10 protein-coding genes are annotated in these 19,200 nt (G+C 43.3%); 1 reads left to right on the top strand and 9 read right to left on the bottom strand.

Going from position 1 to position 19,200, the window contains the following annotated elements; genetic code table 11:
- Positions 1–2 precede the first annotated feature (2 nt).
- From PQG66_RS24860 to PQG66_RS24845, 4 genes are read right to left on the bottom strand one after another with little or no spacing between them, the layout of a single operon-like run.
- On the bottom strand, positions 3–914 hold the full coding sequence (locus PQG66_RS24860; RefSeq protein ID WP_272040537.1) for a glycosyltransferase: 912 nt from the start codon (positions 912–914) through the stop codon (positions 3–5).
- 1 nt (position 915) lies between these two features.
- Positions 916–2,514, bottom strand: a complete 1,599-nt coding sequence (locus PQG66_RS24855; protein ID WP_272040536.1) for a class I SAM-dependent methyltransferase — start codon at positions 2,512–2,514, stop codon at positions 916–918.
- A gap of 13 nt (positions 2,515–2,527) precedes the next feature.
- Positions 2,528–3,838 (bottom strand): ABC transporter ATP-binding protein, encoded by a 1,311-nt coding sequence (locus PQG66_RS24850; RefSeq protein WP_272040535.1) that lies wholly within the window; start codon positions 3,836–3,838, stop codon positions 2,528–2,530.
- 24 nt (positions 3,839–3,862) lie between these two features.
- Positions 3,863–4,666 (bottom strand): ABC transporter permease, encoded by an 804-nt coding sequence (locus PQG66_RS24845; RefSeq protein ID WP_272040534.1) that lies wholly within the window; start codon positions 4,664–4,666, stop codon positions 3,863–3,865.
- A gap of 198 nt (positions 4,667–4,864) precedes the next feature.
- Here PQG66_RS24845 and PQG66_RS24840 point away from each other — a divergent pair, with 198 nt between their 5' ends.
- Positions 4,865–7,330, top strand: coding sequence for an O-antigen ligase family protein (locus PQG66_RS24840; protein ID WP_272040533.1), 2,466 nt, complete (start codon positions 4,865–4,867; stop codon positions 7,328–7,330).
- A gap of 248 nt (positions 7,331–7,578) precedes the next feature.
- Here the strand turns inward: PQG66_RS24840 and galU are convergent, their stop codons facing one another.
- The 5 genes from galU to PQG66_RS24815 all read right to left on the bottom strand — a co-directional run bounded on the left by galU (position 7,579) and on the right by PQG66_RS24815 (position 18,847).
- Positions 7,579–8,457: a UTP--glucose-1-phosphate uridylyltransferase GalU gene (gene galU / locus PQG66_RS24835; protein WP_272040532.1), complete on the bottom strand. Its 879-nt coding sequence runs from the start codon at positions 8,455–8,457 to the stop codon at positions 7,579–7,581.
- Between the two features lie 256 nt (positions 8,458–8,713).
- Positions 8,714–12,562 carry a DEAD/DEAH box helicase gene (locus PQG66_RS24830; RefSeq protein ID WP_272040531.1) on the bottom strand — a complete coding sequence of 1,283 codons (3,849 nt, stop codon included), beginning with the start codon at positions 12,560–12,562 and terminating at the stop codon, positions 8,714–8,716.
- A gap of 282 nt (positions 12,563–12,844) precedes the next feature.
- Complete coding sequence (locus tag PQG66_RS24825) at positions 12,845–15,358, bottom strand: U32 family peptidase (RefSeq protein ID WP_272040530.1); 2,514 nt, start codon at positions 15,356–15,358, stop codon at positions 12,845–12,847.
- A gap of 377 nt (positions 15,359–15,735) precedes the next feature.
- Positions 15,736–17,631 (bottom strand): stalk domain-containing protein, encoded by a 1,896-nt coding sequence (locus PQG66_RS24820; RefSeq protein ID WP_272040529.1) that lies wholly within the window; start codon positions 17,629–17,631, stop codon positions 15,736–15,738.
- 43 nt (positions 17,632–17,674) lie between these two features.
- Complete coding sequence (locus PQG66_RS24815) at positions 17,675–18,847, bottom strand: S1C family serine protease (protein WP_272040528.1); 1,173 nt, start codon at positions 18,845–18,847, stop codon at positions 17,675–17,677.
- Positions 18,848–19,200 lie beyond the last annotated feature (353 nt).

The raw sequence follows: 19,200 nt of genomic DNA, 5'->3' as shown, positions 1-19,200 counted from the left end.
GCTTATTTATAGAATTTCGGTGGAATAACCAACTTGAGAAAATGAATGAAAATTGGAGGAACATATTTTTTAATTATATTCTTCACACTTTCCTTATTTGTAACATCTAACGGCCCTTCAATAATTGAAATTCTCTCCATTAACCTATTCTTGTGTATCACAAATTCCTCATGATACAATTTCTCTAAAAAGTTGTCATAATCATCAATTAGCTTAATAGTTTCCTTTAATTTCTCCACCTCATCCTTTTGACTCCATGTGCCATTAGGATGCAACCGATAAACGGACATTACTTCCGGTAAATAAGCTATTAGCCCCTCTTGAGACACAACTATATTTGTCATCCAGTCGTAAACTGTAAGTTCATAAAGAGATTCTTTAATCATCTTTATATTTTTAGTCCTGTACACACAAGTGGAGAAATTACCAATAAAATTATCTAAAACTAGTTCAGACGTGTTGATTAATTGAAAACTCTTATCCCAACTCCATGGCTGAACCTTATGCCTTTTCTTTTTCATATCATGAACGACAAATTGATTGAATGTCAGTACACATGCTTTATTTGATTCTAAGAAATCTACATGTTTTTGTAATCTTTGAGGATCCGTCCAGTAATCATCCCCTTCTAAAACAGCGACATACTCACCATTACATGCAGCAAATCCTCTTTTATAGTTAAGTGTGATTCCTAAGTTGTCTTGTTTAGGAAGCAGCTTGAATAGTTCTGGATACTCATTCGCATACTCTGATATGATATTAATTGTCTGATCAGTTGAACAGTCATCCGCAACTATTATTTCATACTTGAAGTTAGTTTTTTGCTCAAGAATACTTTCAATTGCTTGCTTAATATACTTCTCATGGTTATATGTTACCAATAAAACATTGCAAGTAATTTTCTTCTCATACATCTCATCTTCCCCTTAATTTACCTATAAATTTATATATTTTATTTGATAATCTGACTATTCTAGTATTCATTTTTTCTATCAGAATATCATTCTCATTCCTCACATCATTGTTTACCTTCTTCAACAATTCAATCTGTTTGTGTAATTCATTTAGTTCCGCATCAAGTTTCATCGTTTTTTCTTTTGTATTTTCTTTTTCAAATACCAATTGATTTCTTAATTCATTAATTTGTTCTTCATACTCATTTTTTTTAATTTTTAAATTTTTCGTCTCGTTTTTGTATTTTTTGTTTCTCATTATTATTTTTTCTAATATCGAATTCTTTTTAGCCTCAATATGTTTAATTTCTAAGAGTTGATTTACAATATCATCAGAAATAAACAAATCATCATTTATATATTGAATAATTAATTTTATTCTTTTTATAGGACTAACCTTTGATTCAAAAATAATCTGAGGATCATCTTCCAAAAAAATAAATTGGTCTTTTAATCTAAGAAATGAATTCGATTGAACATCATAATTGTTCAGCCTATTTCCCGCTTGATCAAATAATTCTACCTCTAACAGTTTTATGATACATCCTTTTGGTGAAGGATCAATTCTTACCTGACTAGAGTCGGATACTAAATCGAGATCAACCTCGTATATCGACTGTTGTTTGTTTAATACCATAGAATAACTGTCATTCTCATTAAAACCATGATTTTCATTCCAATAAATTTGCAAATGTACATCGCTATGATTATTTTGTTTTTCTTCTAGCTCTTCAACTTTCTGCAAACACATGAAATTAATCGTTTGTTCGAAATGTAATAGTCTTGCTTCATCTTCTTTAGTCATTGTTCTAGTTAAATCTTTTATTAAACTCGGAACTCTTTGGATTTTACTTTCAAAACCATTTTTTCCATATATAATAAAATTCCGCACTGAATGTTCATCATCAAAATCCTTAAAAAAAAGATTTTCGTTATAATATTGGTTTATCGCTTTCCAATACGAAGAAGCTTTTGGATTCAACCCTGATTTGAATTCCATTTGCATTAACTTTTCGAAAAGAATACTAGATGAGTGTTTGAAATTCACTGATTTTCCGATGAACTTATTTATAGTATTTAAAGTTCCGTTTATTTCCGGTAATCCATTTTCTCGGTGTTCTTTACTCCATAAAATATCACCATCATATAAGAAATTAAAAAAGAAACCTAATCTCTCTTCTAATTCTTCTACTCCATGATTTGTAAAAGGAGCTGAAATTATAAAACCGTATTTCGAGACTCGTTCTATCTCATTTAAAAAAGCTTCTCTTTTATTCTTTGGAATATGCTCTAAAACATCCAAACCTATTACAAAATCAAATTCACCATCTGGAAAATCCAAATTAGTTGCATCACCTTCAACAAATGAAGGGTCCTCAAGAAGTTCGGGAGCAAGGATCAGATCAAGATATTTAATTTGTTTCTTGTGTAAAAATTTCTCTAAGTTCTTATGCTCATTGGCTCCTACTTCAAGAATATTCAGCTCTTCTTCTTGCAAATTCAATCCATTGAAAATGATTTCTACCATCTTATATCTTTGATACTGATGAAATGGAACCAATTTAAATCACCACCTAATTAATTTTTTTTATATTCACTTTATTAGGCACATATAATTTATTCCATATTTTATAAGGTTCTCTTTCTCTCATTTCAAAAATATAGGAATTTTCTGTGTAGTCAACAAATACAGAAGTTCTATTTTTTACTACAGATGTAGATAAAACAGTAGATAAATTATATCTTCCTTCTACTAATGGTAGTCTAGTTATGAATTCTACAATTATTTTTTGCCCTTTTTCTCCAGATATCTCACCGATATTCTCAATAAGTGTATTGCTGCCTAAATATTCAATATTTTGTTTATCTCTTATATGGTACCCCACAGAAATCTGACATTTTTCATTGAATTTTATGTGCATTCTAACTTTAATCTTGTCATTAAAATCTACGTTATAAATGGGATTATTCCCCTCATCTAACAATTCTAACTCTGTCAGAACTGCCTCCATTGTCCCTTGTCTAAAATCCTTTACTTTCTCTTCAAAAGCTACGCTCTCTTTAAATAGAATATGATCTTCTATTTTCAAGTTTCTTAATGAATATGTTTGCTCTTCCGAGTTATCGCTCTTTTCTAATCTGATATTCATTTGTTCGCGAACATACTTCGCATACATATCAACTACATTTTCAGCTTCACCATAAGCTTCAATAGACCCATTTTTTAAATACAAGGCCTTATTACATAAAGACTTTATTGAATTCAAATCATGACTTACATATAAAACGGTAACACCAGTATGAAATAGCTCTTTCATTTTAGTTATACACTTTGCTTGGAAATACATATCCCCTACACTCAAGGCCTCATCTACTATTAAAATATCTGGCTGAACATTTATTGCTACGGAGAAAGCAAGTCTAGCAAACATACCGCTGCTGTAAGTTTTAACGGGTTGATAGATATAATCTCCGAGTTCTGCAAAAGAAAGAATACTATCCAGCTTTGCAGTTATTTCTTCTTTATTAAACCCCATCATAAGTCCGTTGAGATATATATTTTCAATCCCCGTGTACTCTAAATTAAACCCCGCCCCTAGTTCAAGTAGGGCTGCCACTCTACCTTTCACTTCAATCTCACCACTAGAAGGTGTAAGCACTCCAGTAATTATTTTTAACAGGGTGGATTTCCCAGATCCATTTTCTCCTATGATCCCTACTATTTCACCCTTTTTAATTGTTAGATCAATCTCGTGTAGGGCATGATGCTCTGAATGGAGAATTTTATTACGATGAAGCAATGATTCCTTCAATCTGTCTACTGGGGACTTATACAATTTATATACTTTACTAACTTTCCCAGCCCGTATCGCTGTAAGATCCATAATCAGAAACCCACCTCACAAAAATTAAAGTACATCAGACAAATGTGGTTTGAGCCTTTTGAAAACTCTACTCGATATAATAAAATTCACGGTTATTACACCAAAAAAGTATAATGAGAGTTTATATTTTTCAAAAAACCACACTTTATTTATCATAGAATCTCGAAATCCTTCCACGATATAGTAAAAAGGATTCAACTTAAATATAAAAATCCAATTATCTGATAAAACCTCTACTGACCAAAGAATCGGAGTTAACCACATTCCAAACTGCAATAGAATTGAAATCACATAAGTAAAATCTTTGAAAAATGGCGTTATAGCTGCTGTTAACCATGAAACACTTGAGATTAGGAGTACACTACATAAAGTGTAATATATAATCTGAAGAGAATAATAAGTTATTGGATAATTATAAAACAGAAAAAACACGAGCATAATGATTAGGAAAAACAGATGCACTAAAAAGGCCGATATTATTTTAATTAATGGCAATAGTTCAATTTTAAATACAACTTTCTTCACCAGATAATTGTATTCTATGTAACTACTTGCAGACGTTGTAATAGCCTCAGAAAAATAAAACCATGGTATTATACCAGCTACAAACCATAGAATAAAAGGAGCATCTAGTTCAGCAGGTCCACTAATTTTTAATCCTTTCTCAAATACAAACCAATAAACAAGTATTGTAACTAAGGGCTGCAGCAATGCCCATAAAAGACCAAAATAAGACCCTGCATATTTTGACTTAAAATCATTTAATGCAAGATTCCTGGTCATAAAGAAAAATTTCCTGATATTATATTCTCTCGCTTTTTTTACCATTACTATCCCCTAATCCTTCTAATCTTTGAATTACAGAAAAAACAAAAACTCAATCCACGATGATGATAAGTTTATAGTTTTAAATCTCTCTATGCCAAACTGATAGGTAAAAGTTTTTCATAACGTCATCTCTTCTAGCTCACTTCCCTCACATATGCTAAAATAATGTCGTATCTACAAGCAAAGGAGAATCAAACCTTGTCGAATCCAGTATACGGGAAACAAAAGAAAACGTCGAGTAAAGCTACGGCCAATTCGGCATCGACGCTCCTATGGTCATTGTCCATAGGGCTTATCTTATTTTTACTCTGGTCCGCGTTCCAAGTTGCGCTATTTAATGGTCAATTGCTGCAATTTGAGGCACCCATTTATTGGGCTGTTGCTATCACAACCCTCCTATTTATAGTATGGGTGGCAATCTACTTTAAACAGATGAGGTTAGAAACACAGCAAGATTGGCTCAAATTAGCCGTAATAATGCTTCCTCTTACCTATGTACTATCACTTATTAATGCCGCATCAGGATATTTGGCTACTAATATGGTACTCATCCAGTGTATTTATGCCATGATTTTTGTGATGACGATGTACATGCTTCAAAACAACAAAATCAATCATATCATACAATCTTCTTTAATAGGAATTGCATATGTTATTGTCGGTTTTGGTTTATTGAACTGGCTTGGGGCCTTTAGTTTTGCAGGTAAACTGGTGGGATGGTTCTCTTCGGGTGTAGTCAACGGGGTGTATAATCAGGCCATCTGGAATGATGCCAACGGGGCTCGGCTTGCGTCCGTGTTTCAGTATCCCAATACATATGCCGCATTTCTAATGGCATTTCTGTTCATTTCGATCTTTAGCATGATTCGCACCAAAAAGGTATATGTACAACTGCTACACGGCTTCATGCTTGTACCTATTGTTTTATCGTTGCTACTTACGCTTTCGCGTACAGGACTAGTTATGCTTCCTGTTGTATTTGTTATTCTGTTGCTCTTGCTTAAGCCAGCCAAACAAATTCTATGGTTTATCTATAGCGGGATTTCAGCGATTGGTACTCTGTTAGTACTAAATCCAATTAATACCGCAGGGCTTGAATTGCAAAAGCAATTCACAAGTTCTCTTGCAGCCAAAAGTTGGGCTATCCTAATTGGCGTCTCGCTTGTTGTCGCTATGTTGTGCTGGGTTATCCAGCGCTTTGTAGCCCCTAAGCTTGAAGGCAAACTTCAATCCTGGTCATCTCGAAAAGCATCCAGTGCATGGATCCCACTAGGCTCTATTGTTCTGATTGCTGTTTTAGCTGTACTTCTGCTCGGTACAGGCTTGCGTAACATCTTGCCAGACAGTATCAGTACACGACTTGAGAATATCAACTTTCAGCAGCACAGTGTGCTCGAACGTATTACGTTCTACAAAGATGCCACGAAACTATTCGCTGACTATCCTGTAATTGGTGCAGGCGGTGGTGCGTGGACAGCGTTATACGAAAAGTATCAGAATAATCCTTATGTGAGTGCCCAGGCACATAACTTCTTCATGCAATACCTAGTGGAGGTTGGCCTCATTGGATTCATCGTATTTATGGCATTTATACTTTATGTTTTCTATCAATATATAAGCTCATATGTCAGAAGGAATGAAGATGAGCGCGAATCCCATTTCGTCTACTTCATTCTTTCTATGTCCATCCTTGTGTTGAGTCTCCTCGACTTCAACATGAGTTATGTGTTCATCGGCCTGTTAGTGTTCCTCGGTCTTGGAGGTATGGCTGCTGCAATCGAGCCTAAACCGAATCGCCGCTTGAAAATGAGTGCAGCTGCTGCACGCGGAGTTTACAATACGGTTGCCGGGATAGCTATTATTGTACTTCTAATCATTTCTATTCGATTCCTGCAGGCCGATCATTATGCTAATGAAGGCAAAGTAGTTGCTCAAAACAGTCAGGATTTCCAGCAACTCAAAGCTCCACTGGAAAAAGACCTATCTATTCGTAGCACACACTTTGATTCATTAGTAATGCTGGCGTCACTCTATCAGCAAGGTTATACGCAAACCCAAGATGATCAATTCTACACGGCAGCCATGGATTTGCTTCAGCGAGGGCTTAAAGCGGAACCTTATAATAAAGCTATCGTGAAACAAATGATTGACCTGTACGAATTGAAAGGCGAGGTTGACCAAGCTTATGCTTTACGAAAAGAATATGCTGATCATTACATCTGGGATATGGCCTGGTATGAACAATTTATCAGTCGCTCATTTGACTTAGGGTATCAAGGCATTGGTCAAGGCGATACAGCTAAGAAAGAATCGTATTTTTCTTCAGGCCTAGCCGCATATCAGCATGTCGTAGACGGAGTAGAGCATCTTAAAACGCTACCCGAAGGTCAACTTCAAGGCCAGCCTTTTGAAGTCACCCCAACCATGATTCTCAACGCGGGGAAAATGAAGTATATGTCAAGCGATCCTTCGGGAGCTGCCGGAATACTTAAAAACGGAATTGCCGATGACCTGACCGATGCGACTAATCGTGAAATTGCTCGTTGGTACCTGGCTTCACTTATGAAGGATAATCAACAAGATGAAGCTCTGTATAATAAGCTGATTGCTGTCTCACCTGATGAGGCAGACGAGATTAAAAAAGTGGCGGAACTCAATTTCTAATTTGTTCGTAAACTCATTCACATACGCATACGCTTTTGTGATCATATTAAAAAGGTTTGCCTCATGAGGCAAACCTTTTTTCGTCTAACCTGTAACGGATATTCATTATCAGAACATCGTTCGAAATGTAAAAAAGACCGCTGAACGAATAGATATATTACAAAATTCAAGAATTAAAAATTAAGTGAAGGATTGCATGAATGAATGATTGAATGAATAAATCAATAATTCACATATAAATCAAGGGATTAGTCTGTTTTGACAATACTCTTCAAATACTTCAGTAGATCTTCCCTCAAATCCGGCCGTTGCAGCGCATAATGGATGGACGTTTCAATAAACCCTAATTTCTCACCCACATCATGTCGCAAACCATCAAAATGATACGCCAGAATCTGACGCTGTTCATTCAGACGGGATAAGGCATCAGTCAGCTGAATCTCTCCGCCTACCCCAACAGATTGTTGACCCAAAATTTCGAAAATGTCAGGGGTAAGAATATATCGACCCATAATAGCCAGATTGGAAGGTGAATCCTCCGTCTTTGGCTTCTCAATTAAACGACGAGCACGGAAGACACGCTCATCTGTACGTGTTAGCAGCTCTCCATCTACAATACCGTAACGAGATACGTCATTCCAATCGACAGGCTGTACACCAACAATGGGGGATTGCAATTCGTCATAGACTTTAATCATCTGCTGCAAGCATGGTTGATCTGCTTCCACAATGTCGTCCCCAAGCAGGACGGCAAACGGTTCGTTACCAATGAACTTACGTGCACACCAGATGGCGTGACCAAGTCCTTTAGGTTCCTTTTGCCGGATATAATGAATGTCTGCCATCTCGGAAGGTTTGCGCACTTCCTTCAGTAGTTCCCACTTCTGTTTATCTGTCAGATTCTGTTCAAGTTCAAAGGAATAATCAAAATGGTCCTCAATAGCCCGTTTCCCTTTCCCTGTAACGATAATAATATCTTCAATCCCGGAGGCTACAGCTTCCTCAATAATATATTGAATGGTTGGTTTATCCACGATCGGAAGCATTTCTTTTGGCATGGCCTTGGTAGCAGGCAAAAATCGGGTTCCCAAGCCAGCGGCAGGGATAATTGCTTTACGAATCTGCATGTTATAACTCTCCTTATTCTGTCTAGTAACAGCAACTAAAGATTAAGATTTAATAGATATAATGCAAGCAATACAAGGAGGGTTCCTGTTCATTATCTTCCAAATCCAAACCAATCCCACTCTTATGTATTAATAAATATTAATTTAGAGTAAGTATAACAGATAAACAAGGTTCTGAACGTTACCTTCTCTAATCGTTTTTACAATAAAAAAATAGGGTGATACAATAATGAAATTGTACCACCCTCTAATTCGATTACACCATCAACAACTCACGAATATCCTGCTCGGATAATGTCGTTGATCCTCCGTCGCCAGGTTCAATTACCTCGGCAATCAAATCCTTTTTCCGCTGCTGCAGCTCCAAAATCTTCTCTTCAATGGTGCCCTCGGTGACAAGGCGAATGACTTGAACTACTTGTTTCTGCCCCATCCGATGCGCCCGTCCAATGGCTTGCTCCTCTACTGCGGGGTTCCACCACAGATCATACAAAATAACCGTGTCTGCTCCGGTCAGATTTAGCCCGGTTCCGCCAGCCTTGAGCGAGATGAGGAACAGCTCCGCTTCACCCTCGTTAAATCTACGGCACATGTCTACACGACTCTGTGCAGGGGTCTGCCCATCCAAGTAGAACAGGTTGTTTCCCTGTGCAGCAAGAGTTTGACGAATGAGACCCAGCATACTTGCGAACTGGGAGAAGATCAGGATTCGTTTACCGGCAGCCAGACAGTCTTGAACGGTCTGGAGTAACTGTTCCATTTTCCCGGAATCGCCCTGATACCCATCCACAAAAAGAGCCGGGTGACAACACAACTGACGCAAGCGGGTAATACCAGCCAAGATTTTAATCCGATTTTTCTGGAAACCATTGTCCTCCATATCCTTAGAGGTTTCATCCTGAAGTTGAGAGAGGTAAGCTGCATACAGCTTCTTCTGTTCAACTGTCAGCTCAGAGCGCTGGACCGTCTCAATGCGATCCGGTAGCTCTTCCAGTACGTCTTTCTTCAGACGACGGAGGATAAACGGACGCACCATGCGCGATATACGTTCTGCTGGCAGATCACGAAACCTTCGGTAACTCGGGAACAATCCCGGGAATACCGCTTCAAAGATAGACCACAGTTCGTCTAGTGAATTCTCCACGGGTGTACCTGTCAGAGCAAATCGCCGAGGCGCCTGAATCTGTTTGACTGCCTGCGCCGTCTGGGAAGATGCATTTTTGATCGCCTGTGCCTCGTCCAGAATGAGAGTATGGAAAGTTCGGCCCAGATACGTATCCAGATCCCGGCGCAGCAGCGGGTACGATGTCACAATCACGTCCGCCTTGTCCATATCAGCCAGCATGCTGGCACGTTCGTCCTTTTGTCCTGCTACAATAAATACGTTTAGATGCGGAGCAAATCTCGCAAACTCACTCGCCCAGTTGTACGTCAATGAAGCAGGCGCAACGACCAGTACCGGCGGGTGCGTCATTCGCGTACGAATAGTCAGCCCCTCTTGATGAGAGGTGTGCCAACCGTCATCAGGGTTTCCGGAGGTATGGGCGGCATTTGATTGTGTATGCTCATCCATAAATAAGCTGTTCCAGTTCTTACTGTCTGTCTCAGCATCCGAAGAGCCGAATAGCATCTGGTCTGCACCTGCACGTACCTGATCAGGCTCGTATATGGGCTTCTCTTGTAGCGATGCCGTAATATAGGCGATGCTTTGCAGCGTTTTCCCCAGTCCCATATCATCAGCCAGGATACCTCCAAATCGGTAATGGGCAAGGGTGCGAAGCCACTGATACCCGCTTGCCTGGTAATCCCGCAAGACGGGTCCCAGCGTCTGCGGCAACGGAAAGTCCATCCGGTCGGGGTCACGCAGATCATCCAGGAAACGTTTGAGCGAGCCTCCCCATTTCACATGGCCGGAAACCTCATCTCTGCCAGGGAGCTGCAAAGCTCTTACAGCAGGCAACCGAATGTGGCTGCTATGGATGTCCTTCGCTTCTAACCCAAGCGCGTCAGCCATTCGAGCGAAGCTGCTGGCGCCTTCATGTTCCAATGACAGGAAGACACCGCTTCGCAGGCGGAAGAAAGCTTTCTTTTCCACAATGCTGCGCATCAGTTCCTGCAACTCCTGTTCATCTACCCCTTCCATCTCAAAGGAAATCTCCAACCAGTCTAGCCCTCTGCCTAAATCAGCGCGAACCTTTGGCGGTACCGGATACGTTGGCATCATCGCTTTCACCGCATTCGGCATGTAGATATCGGCCAGCTTCTCCAGCTCGGGCAACAGATGGTATAACACATCATAGATCGCATCCTCACGTTCGCTTGCCCAGACACTGCCCTCTCGCTCCAGGAAAGAGCGATCCAGCCTCTCGATGAGATTCTGTTCTTTGAAGCGGTCACGAATCAAGATGACTTTCTTCTCTTCCTCGTTAATCAGATACTCCGCCAGAGGATTGATCACCATCACCCCGTAATCAAATTCCAGACGCGCCGTAATGCGTTCCCGGTAAAAATCGATGTAGAGCTTCGGTGACAACTCGGGTTCAGCAATTTGCTCGCGCACACGGGAATCAATAGACAGATGCCCCAGCGTCCGTAGTTCAGGTACGACATGCTGTACGAACTCATCCACCTGCTGTGATGAAATATCGATGCTCTCTTTAATGCCATAAGAGGTAAGCGCGCTGTTTAGATCCTCCAGACTTCTCATCTGCATCGGTTCCAGCATATAGAGCTGACCTTCGACGACCGCAGCATCATACGCCGGAAGCAGAATCAATTCGCGCAGTCCCGACACCTCCAGCTGATACCCTTCATTAGCCCCTTCTGCGATCCGGTAAAATAAAGGCAAAGCCCCTTCACTGAGCGTAAGCGGCCCATTGGCCAGTCCCGTGCCTTCCATTCGACTATCTGCCTGTAACAGCAGCTCCAGCAGTGGCTTCCAAACGATTGGAGCAATCAGAATATCTCGCCCGTCCGAAGCACCCAAATACCCGGAGATCGACTCACGGTATGCTTCTTCACTCTGTCTCATGCGAATGAGCATCGACAAGATCGCTTGATCTTGCGCACGAAACACATGCAGCAACGGATCATAATGAAACAGCTTCGTGAACGACATCGGCTCGCCCTTCTCCACACAGTTCAGAAATTGCTTGACCTTCTGCACGACATAGAGTCGTTTGTTGCCTACTTTCAATTCAAGTGCCAGCTTGGCTCCACCCTTGTGCACATGCACCAGCTTACATATAAACTGTACCTGTAGTTCCTCCCGCAGGATGGAGCGACGGGCAGGTGCTGTGTATTGTTGCTCCCGTTCATGTGACAATCGGCGATCCTTGGCAAACATGGACAAAATCTGATCTGCTGTGCGATAAGACGGCTTATCTGCGGAGCGACCCCATCCTGACGCTGAACTCGGACGACCTGCCTGAGCAAAAGGAGATGGTTCGGGGTTCCGCTGCTTTGGCTGCTGTGACTCATCCGGCTGTTTCTGTTCAGGCTGCCCTGGCGGCTGTAGATCCTCCAGTTGTTCCGGATTCTGCGACTGCTGTAACTGCTCTTGATGCTGTGGCTGCGACCCACGTGCAGACGATGAATGAGTCATGCTCGCATATGAGGAATTCGTTGATTCAGCATTAATCTTCTCGCTCTCATCTGCTGTTGGGGATAAATGAGTTGAAGACGTGGGTGATGACGGAAGTGAGGATACGGGAAAAGATGACGTTGAAGTTAAGGTTGAATACGGCCGCTCCCACGTCTGCTCCTCGACTAATGTACCTACTTTTGATGTCATCCCGTTGGTACCGGATGGCCCCGGTATGTCCACACGTTCGTGAATAGCAAGCAAAACAGCCGCGATATGTTTGCAATAATCATAGTAGTTACCGTATGAGGGACAATTGCAGTGCGCTTCAATCTCTCCCTCGTCATCCAGATCCACTGTGACCTCGTAGCTTTCTGTCCCTCGGACAACGGCTGTATAGTGACGACCGTCCTCACTCACAGCCAGCTTGCCAATCCTTCCTGACTGTTGATATTCTTGGCCACGTTTAAATGCCGTGACTCCGCACAGCAATTTAATATCCATCATCGTAAATGGAGCCACGCTTCACACCTCCTTGAGTACCGATGCCTCGATTATAGAAAAAACCCCAAGAGCTCCGTAAAGCAGAGATTGGGGTTGCTTATTAAGTTGAAACACAGTTGTTTACACGTGCACTTCGATGACAGAATAACCTTCCAATCACTGTTATCCCCAGATTTTTTTGATTCCCTTTCTTAAAAGGGAAAATCCGGTGATAAAGGCGAACGCTTCGCTTTTTCAGGTTTTTTCTGTCCTCTCCGTTTTTGTGTAAAAAATAGTTCAACTTATATGGCTTGTTGCTTACTATTTTACCAGTTGACCACGTGTAACACCCAGCTGGTTCGTTGCTTTCAGTGTTTTCCATACTTGTGTACCGCTGATCTCGCCACGCAGTGCACGGTTGTACAGATCAATAACTTCCTTCACTTGCTCTGGTGTCTCTTCCAGGAACTCTACCCGGTAACGGGATACACCCAGATCCATGAAGTTGGTCAGGTACTCCGCACCCGACTGCTCCACCGCGTTATACACGGTGTTACGGCAGCCTTCATCCACACGTACGGGGTGAGACATACCAATTCGGTCTTGCAGAGATGCCCGTTTTTCCTCACAAGGACGACCACAGTTCGTATAATCCGTTCCTTCACTCATAAACGTACAGTATACACAGTGCTCGGTGTGGAACATCGGCAGATGCTGATGAATAACCACTTCGGTCTGACTTGTACGGGAGTTGCCGAGCAGATCAACCATCTGTTGAATGTTCAAGTCATATGATGGTGTAATCCAGTCGCAGCCTGCCTCCAGGAACAACTCCACTGCCTTGTGATTGGCGATGTTCAAGGAGAAGTCACCGATGAGTTGTGGATGCTTCGCGTCCGGGTTCATCATCCGGTGACGCAGATAGAAGTACAGTGCACCTGTGTTCCGCACCAGTACCGCATCCGGCTCCAGACGCAGGATGTTGTTGTGATAGCCGTTCTCGCCAGGCATATGAATACGCGGCGTAGCCAGCGCAATTTTGCGGCCTGCAGCGCGTACAGCTTCCACCGCTGCCGGGAACTGCTTGATGAATTCGAAGTCGGCGTAGATCATGCCGACACCAGCCTCCAGCGCTGCCTCCACCTGTGGCAGGCTACGGCAGAGCGCGGTCAGCTCCGCTTGACCGCGAGCGACTGGCGATGCCGGTTGTACCGCATCGCCGTACACGTCCACCGCCCGTTTCACGTAGACGGGCGGTTTCGGGCGCTCGCCCGCGAGTTGTTCGACCGCCTGACGGCGAATGTTGTTCAACTCGCGCATCGGGATGATGACGTCACCGTGTAGGTTGACGTCCAGTTCCTCCAGCTGGAACACGGTGCCACCGAGACGTCCGAATTGCTCCTCGAGCAATTCATAGGTCATCGGACGTTTCTGGGCAATGTCCAGTTCCATCTCCGAATCCACGCGCACGGTTGTTCCCTTCTGCACGTCGGTCCACCACGTGCTGAGCGGCTGGCCCGGGCTGCCGATGACTTTCACTTTAACTGGGAAAACACGGTATGGCTTATCGGTCTCAAAGCTTTGGCGCAGCCGTTTGTCGAGCGCTGGGTCATTCGTTTTCCAGACTTTATCGCCCACTTTTACGCGGCGCAGATCCACATCACTGCGACCTGGCACGATGTCCACGATCCAACCTTCGCCAGCTTCGCCTTCGATCTTCACACCTTTACGACGTACATCGTATACCCGTCCGCCTTCTTCTTTCTTCGTTGGATCACCGGCGTCAAACACAATGCCGTCTCCACGTTTCACAGGTGCGTCCAGTTTCAACACAACCCCGTCACGAAGCACTTGGTCTACACGGCCAAGATAAACGCCGCGGCTTTTCGGGAACGTACCGTCTACCAGTTTTTTGTTGTTCGTGCCGTCCAGGAAACCATGTGTGAAGCCACGCGAAAAGCTCTGCTGCAACTCACGAATCTCTTCCTTGCTTGCACGTGTATCGTCACCGTCAAAATAACGGTCAATCGCTTTACGGTACTTACTTACCACGTTCGCTACGTATTCTGGCGTTTTGAGACGGCCTTCGATTTTGAAAGACGTCACACCCGCTTCAATTAATTCCGGCATGATGTCAATGGCTGCCAGGTCTTTCGGAGACAACAGATATGCCACATCACCCATCGGTTGCTGAACGCCATCGACCATCAAATCATAAGGCAAACGACAAGCCTGTGCACATTCACCCCGGTTCGCAGAACGTCCGCCCCACATCTCAGAGGTCAGACATTGACCCGAATAGGATACACAGAGTGCACCATGCACGAATACTTCCATTGGCAACTTCGCTTGTTCACCGATCTTCTGAATCTGCTTCAGATTGTTCTCCCGTCCGAGCACGACACGTTCCATATCAAACGGCTTCGTAAACTCCACCGCTTCAGGTGACGTAATCGTCATCTGCGTGGAACCGTGAATCGGGAAATCTGGTGAGATCTCACGGATCAGTTTGACCAGACCCATGTCCTGTACAATTACCGCATCCACACCCGCATCCACGCAGGCATCAATCAGTTCTTTCGCATCTTTCAGTTCATTTTCAAAGATCAATATATTAAAGGTCAAGAACCCTTTTACGCCATAACTGTGCAAAAACGCCATAATCTCCGGCAGCTCGTCCATACGGAAATTGTTCGCGCGCGCCCTTGCATTAAACTTTTCGACCCCGAAGAAAATGGCATCCGCACCGTTGGCTACTGCCGAACGCATGCAATCCCAATCCCCTGCAGGTGCCAGAAGCTCAACGTCTTCTCTTCGTAATGTTGCTGTTTTCATGTAGATCCTCCCCATACCGACCTGAGCCGGTTTTCTTCCCTTGGTACTTTGTTTCATAACTCTGCATGGCCACCGTCATGTATCACGATATCTATCCATTATGCTGTATTGCCTGAATTTCAAGCCTACAGTCTCTCTATCTCTCCAAATAGCAGGAACAACTCCTGAACTAATATAGTTTAACACTTCTGCACGGACTCTTCTACGCTTTCCTGAAAAAACCGCTTACCCTTTTTGACCGATTATTATCGGTGACAGTGCATTAAATTTTAGCATTTACCAATCTGCATTCACCTTCGTTGAACAGGCACAATTATCTACCTACGCACAGCAAAAAAACCGGAAGGTCCTCAAGACCTCCGGCAGGATATCGCATTTTATTTGATAAACGTAAATGAGTTCACGGCTTTTTCCAGCATTTCTGCCTGTACTTGTGTGCGGTTTGCATCGTTTAGACCACTTGTGATCGTATACGTGGTTCCATCTTTTTCAAACACAATCTGGCTTCCTGTATACGGAACCCCCTTATCCACTTCATGATACGTAAAGGAGAAGGCTGGCACACCCGCAAAGGTCAATTCTTCACTGCGAATCAGGTTGAAACCTTTTCGTGTTTTTGCTGCCTCTGTATATGCCTCTCTCAGCTGACTCACGGTCATCTCAATGGACTTGTCCTCTGTTGCTGCGATCGAGAAGTCCCCACCCGTGAAGGTGTAGACCACAGGCGAGCTTTCGAAACGGTCACTGTAAGGTGTCCAGTAGCGCGGAATATCTACGCTATAATGATACCGTTTGGATGTACGCGTTATCGTCTTCTTTTTGTCTGTTAGATATGGATCTTCGTCCATTTGACCAAAATTATCTTTCACCGTGTCAAAGTCAATCTCCACGCTCTTCATGATCTGATCAAACCACGCCCGATCTGCCGTTTGTCCTTCAGGAAACGTATACTCAGCGTAGTAGCGATACCCGTTTTTCTGCAAAAGAACGTCAAACTCGGTCTGCCAACCAGCCCCGAAGTTATACCGGAATTCATTCACTTCCGCAGTTTCTCCCGAAACTTCCGTTGTAAACGAACCTATTCGCTGATAATTCTCTGCGGTGAAGGTTTCACGCATCCAATTTTCGAGCTGATCACTCCAGTCTTTTACCGTTGCGCCAGACTTGGCTGAAGTCACCCGAAACTGTAAATACGCTCCGTTTTCATCTTTGTATACCATGTTTTGATTATCCATGGACCAGCCCGCTGGAACCTTCAATTGAATACCATAATCTTCGTTCCATACTGCACGCATGCCTTCCTCTACAGTGGAGAGGTCTTTGATGGTTCGGTCCGATTTCGAGTAACTTGGCTCAAAGGAGTTGAGTAAAGACGCATGTTTACCCATATCCTTATAGTTCATTGCTTCATAGTCTGCTAAGTAGACATCATACTGACGACCATCGTGGATATACTGGCGCAGTTCCCATAACAGACCATCGGTATCTTTCACAACAATTCGTGCATAAGGTTGGTTGCCTTTGGATACGGCTTCTCGATCAAGTATCGTGTCTCCTGCCTGTTTGGCCAGCTGCACAAGTTGTGTTAGCAAGTCATCAGCATCCAGCGCTACATTCTGATCGCTGACATACACTTCGAGATAATAACTTTCGTCTGCAGCGCCAAAACTCGTCATTCTTTCCTGTTCACCGGACTGCAGCACGATAAGATCCGCAGGATAATGGATGGACCACCCATAATAACTGTTACCAATGCGCGTTTTACCCTTGTCCAGATCGATAGTGCCATGATCTTCAGCCCCTCTGTCCTTCTGCAGTAATCGAATAACGATCTCTCCCGTACTGTTCGGTGCAAGTGTAGCGCCAATCCCTACAGCAACTGGGCGAAGAGGGACCATCAGCACATCGTTTACCATCTGAGGCGCAGCGCCCATTTCCACCTTCGCTCCATCCACCCAGGCGACCGAACTGCCCATCGTCAACGTTACAACATGTGGCCCTTGCTTAATCTTGATCACATCGTTTTTCTCCAGCCGGATCTCACTGCCGAATGCCTTTTTAAACACACCGACAGGTATCATTGTGGTACCTTTAACGATAAGAGGTTTCGTAATATTTTGTTTCTTACCGTTAATAAAAGCACTCGTACTCCCTGCTTTGATCCGCAGCTCATGAGTAGTCAGATTGGATGCCCACATTGGCGTAGCTGTGCCAACCAGTAACATCCCTGCTATTACACCCGTGCTCAGCACGCGTAACCATGACTTCTTCATTCCGTTCATTCGTCCTCTCTAGATTCGGGATACTTGCCGAATTTTAATCCTCTTCATCTGTCATAAGCATTTCATCTGGCTCGTTCTGCTGAAGGGAAGCACGATCGACAAGGACTAATGTGCGGTTAACGATGTCACCATCCGTTTGCACCAATAGCTTCACCTTTTGTCCAGGTAAGTAGGCTTTTAGCTGTTCATTAATATCCACAACTGAAGATACACGCTTGCCTGCCACACTGTAGATGACATCGCCTTCCTGAATCTTGGCTTTCTTCGCTTCTGGACTCAGTACACCCGTAACCGTTAATGGTTCGTCTGCAGGCAAACCTACAATGGCCGACCAACTCTCTTCCAGCTGTAAACCCAGAGCGGCCCGTTTGACAGTGCCATATTTGAAAAACTGATTAATGACATAGTTCACGGTATCCACCGGAATGGAAAAACCCATGCTCTCAATGCCAACGGCAGAGAATTTCATGGAGTTGATGCCAACGACCTCCCCTTTCAAGTTAACCAGCGGTCCTCCACTATTCCCAGGATTAATGGCTGTATCCGTCTGAATTAAACGGTAGGAAGCTTCCACTCCACGATTCAAACCACTGATTACACCAACCGTTGCCGAATTACGTAATGAAAAGGAAATGGGCGTACCGATCGCAATAACCGTCTCACCTACAACGGCTTGCGAAGCATTGGCGAGAACTGCGGGCTTCAGTGATTTGGCATTAATTTTGATCAGCGCAAGATCACTTAATGGATCACTGAATGATTCTGTGATGGGATATGTATTGCCGTTCGTCGTTACAACCACCGGATCGACCAAGCCATCAATGACATGGGCGTTCGTAACAATCCATCCGTTAGAACGAATGATGACGCCAGTGCCGTGTGCCAAATTATAGCGGTCGGTTGCTTTCACATCTTGACTACCTTCCGTCGCTCTGCCGATGATCCCTACCACTGAAGGAGACACCTTCTCAATCACATGTGGAATAGCTGTATTCCCCTTGTAAGTATACGTCTGTGACTTGGCATCGTATTGCCCACTGCCTCCAAACATCTTCACTAGGTCTTTGGTATTCACATATACTTGGCCATCGATCACTTTAGCTTGCATGCCTGCCTTGGATGTTGCTGCATCAGCATTCGCTGTCATACTGATAGAAAGCACCATAACCATGATCATGGCTGTCGCTTTTACTAGTACACTTTTCATCAATTCACCTGACCTCTCTTTACATCCTTCTTACGCAAATGGACAGCCTAAGCTGATTCAAGACTGAATCTATCTTCTCTCTCATCTGCAATACCAGTATCCTTCAATGTATCATACAAATTATGGGTATACAATTGTTTTAATTTTCGATCTAATTCGACAAAAAATGACCACCTCCTCGGAGGAATGCAAAGATGAAAAAACACCTTCCAGATGCTTCTGGAAGGTGCTCTTATTATGGCTTTAGCCAGTTGAGTGCGTGAAACGCGCGAAACAAAAAACCACCCGCTATGCGGGTGGAGGGATTAGAGGTTTGACCACCATGACCATTCCAATACAATTGAGATGTTCAG

This window comes from Paenibacillus sp. JJ-100 (assembly GCF_948329825.1).
GTDB lineage: Bacteria > Bacillota > Bacilli > Paenibacillales > Paenibacillaceae > Paenibacillus.
This window is presented reverse-complemented; position numbering and strand designations above follow the sequence as displayed.

What these genes read in the sequence shown, in the direction of transcription:
- PQG66_RS24850 (WP_272040535.1), bottom strand. Translation starts at nt 3,838, where the DNA reads ATGGATCTTACAGCGATACGGGCTGGGAAAGTTAGTAAAGTATATAAA.
- PQG66_RS24815 (WP_272040528.1), bottom strand. Translation starts at nt 18,847, where the DNA reads ATGAAAAGTGTACTAGTAAAAGCGACAGCCATGATCATGGTTATGGTG.
- PQG66_RS24860 (WP_272040537.1), bottom strand. Translation starts at nt 914, where the DNA reads ATGTATGAGAAGAAAATTACTTGCAATGTTTTATTGGTAACATATAAC.
- PQG66_RS24825 (WP_272040530.1), bottom strand. Translation starts at nt 15,358, where the DNA reads ATGAAAACAGCAACATTACGAAGAGAAGACGTTGAGCTTCTGGCACCT.
- PQG66_RS24845 (WP_272040534.1), bottom strand. Translation starts at nt 4,666, where the DNA reads ATGGTAAAAAAAGCGAGAGAATATAATATCAGGAAATTTTTCTTTATG.
- galU (WP_272040532.1), bottom strand. Translation starts at nt 8,457, where the DNA reads ATGCAGATTCGTAAAGCAATTATCCCTGCCGCTGGCTTGGGAACCCGA.
- PQG66_RS24820 (WP_272040529.1), bottom strand. Translation starts at nt 17,631, where the DNA reads ATGAAGAAGTCATGGTTACGCGTGCTGAGCACGGGTGTAATAGCAGGG.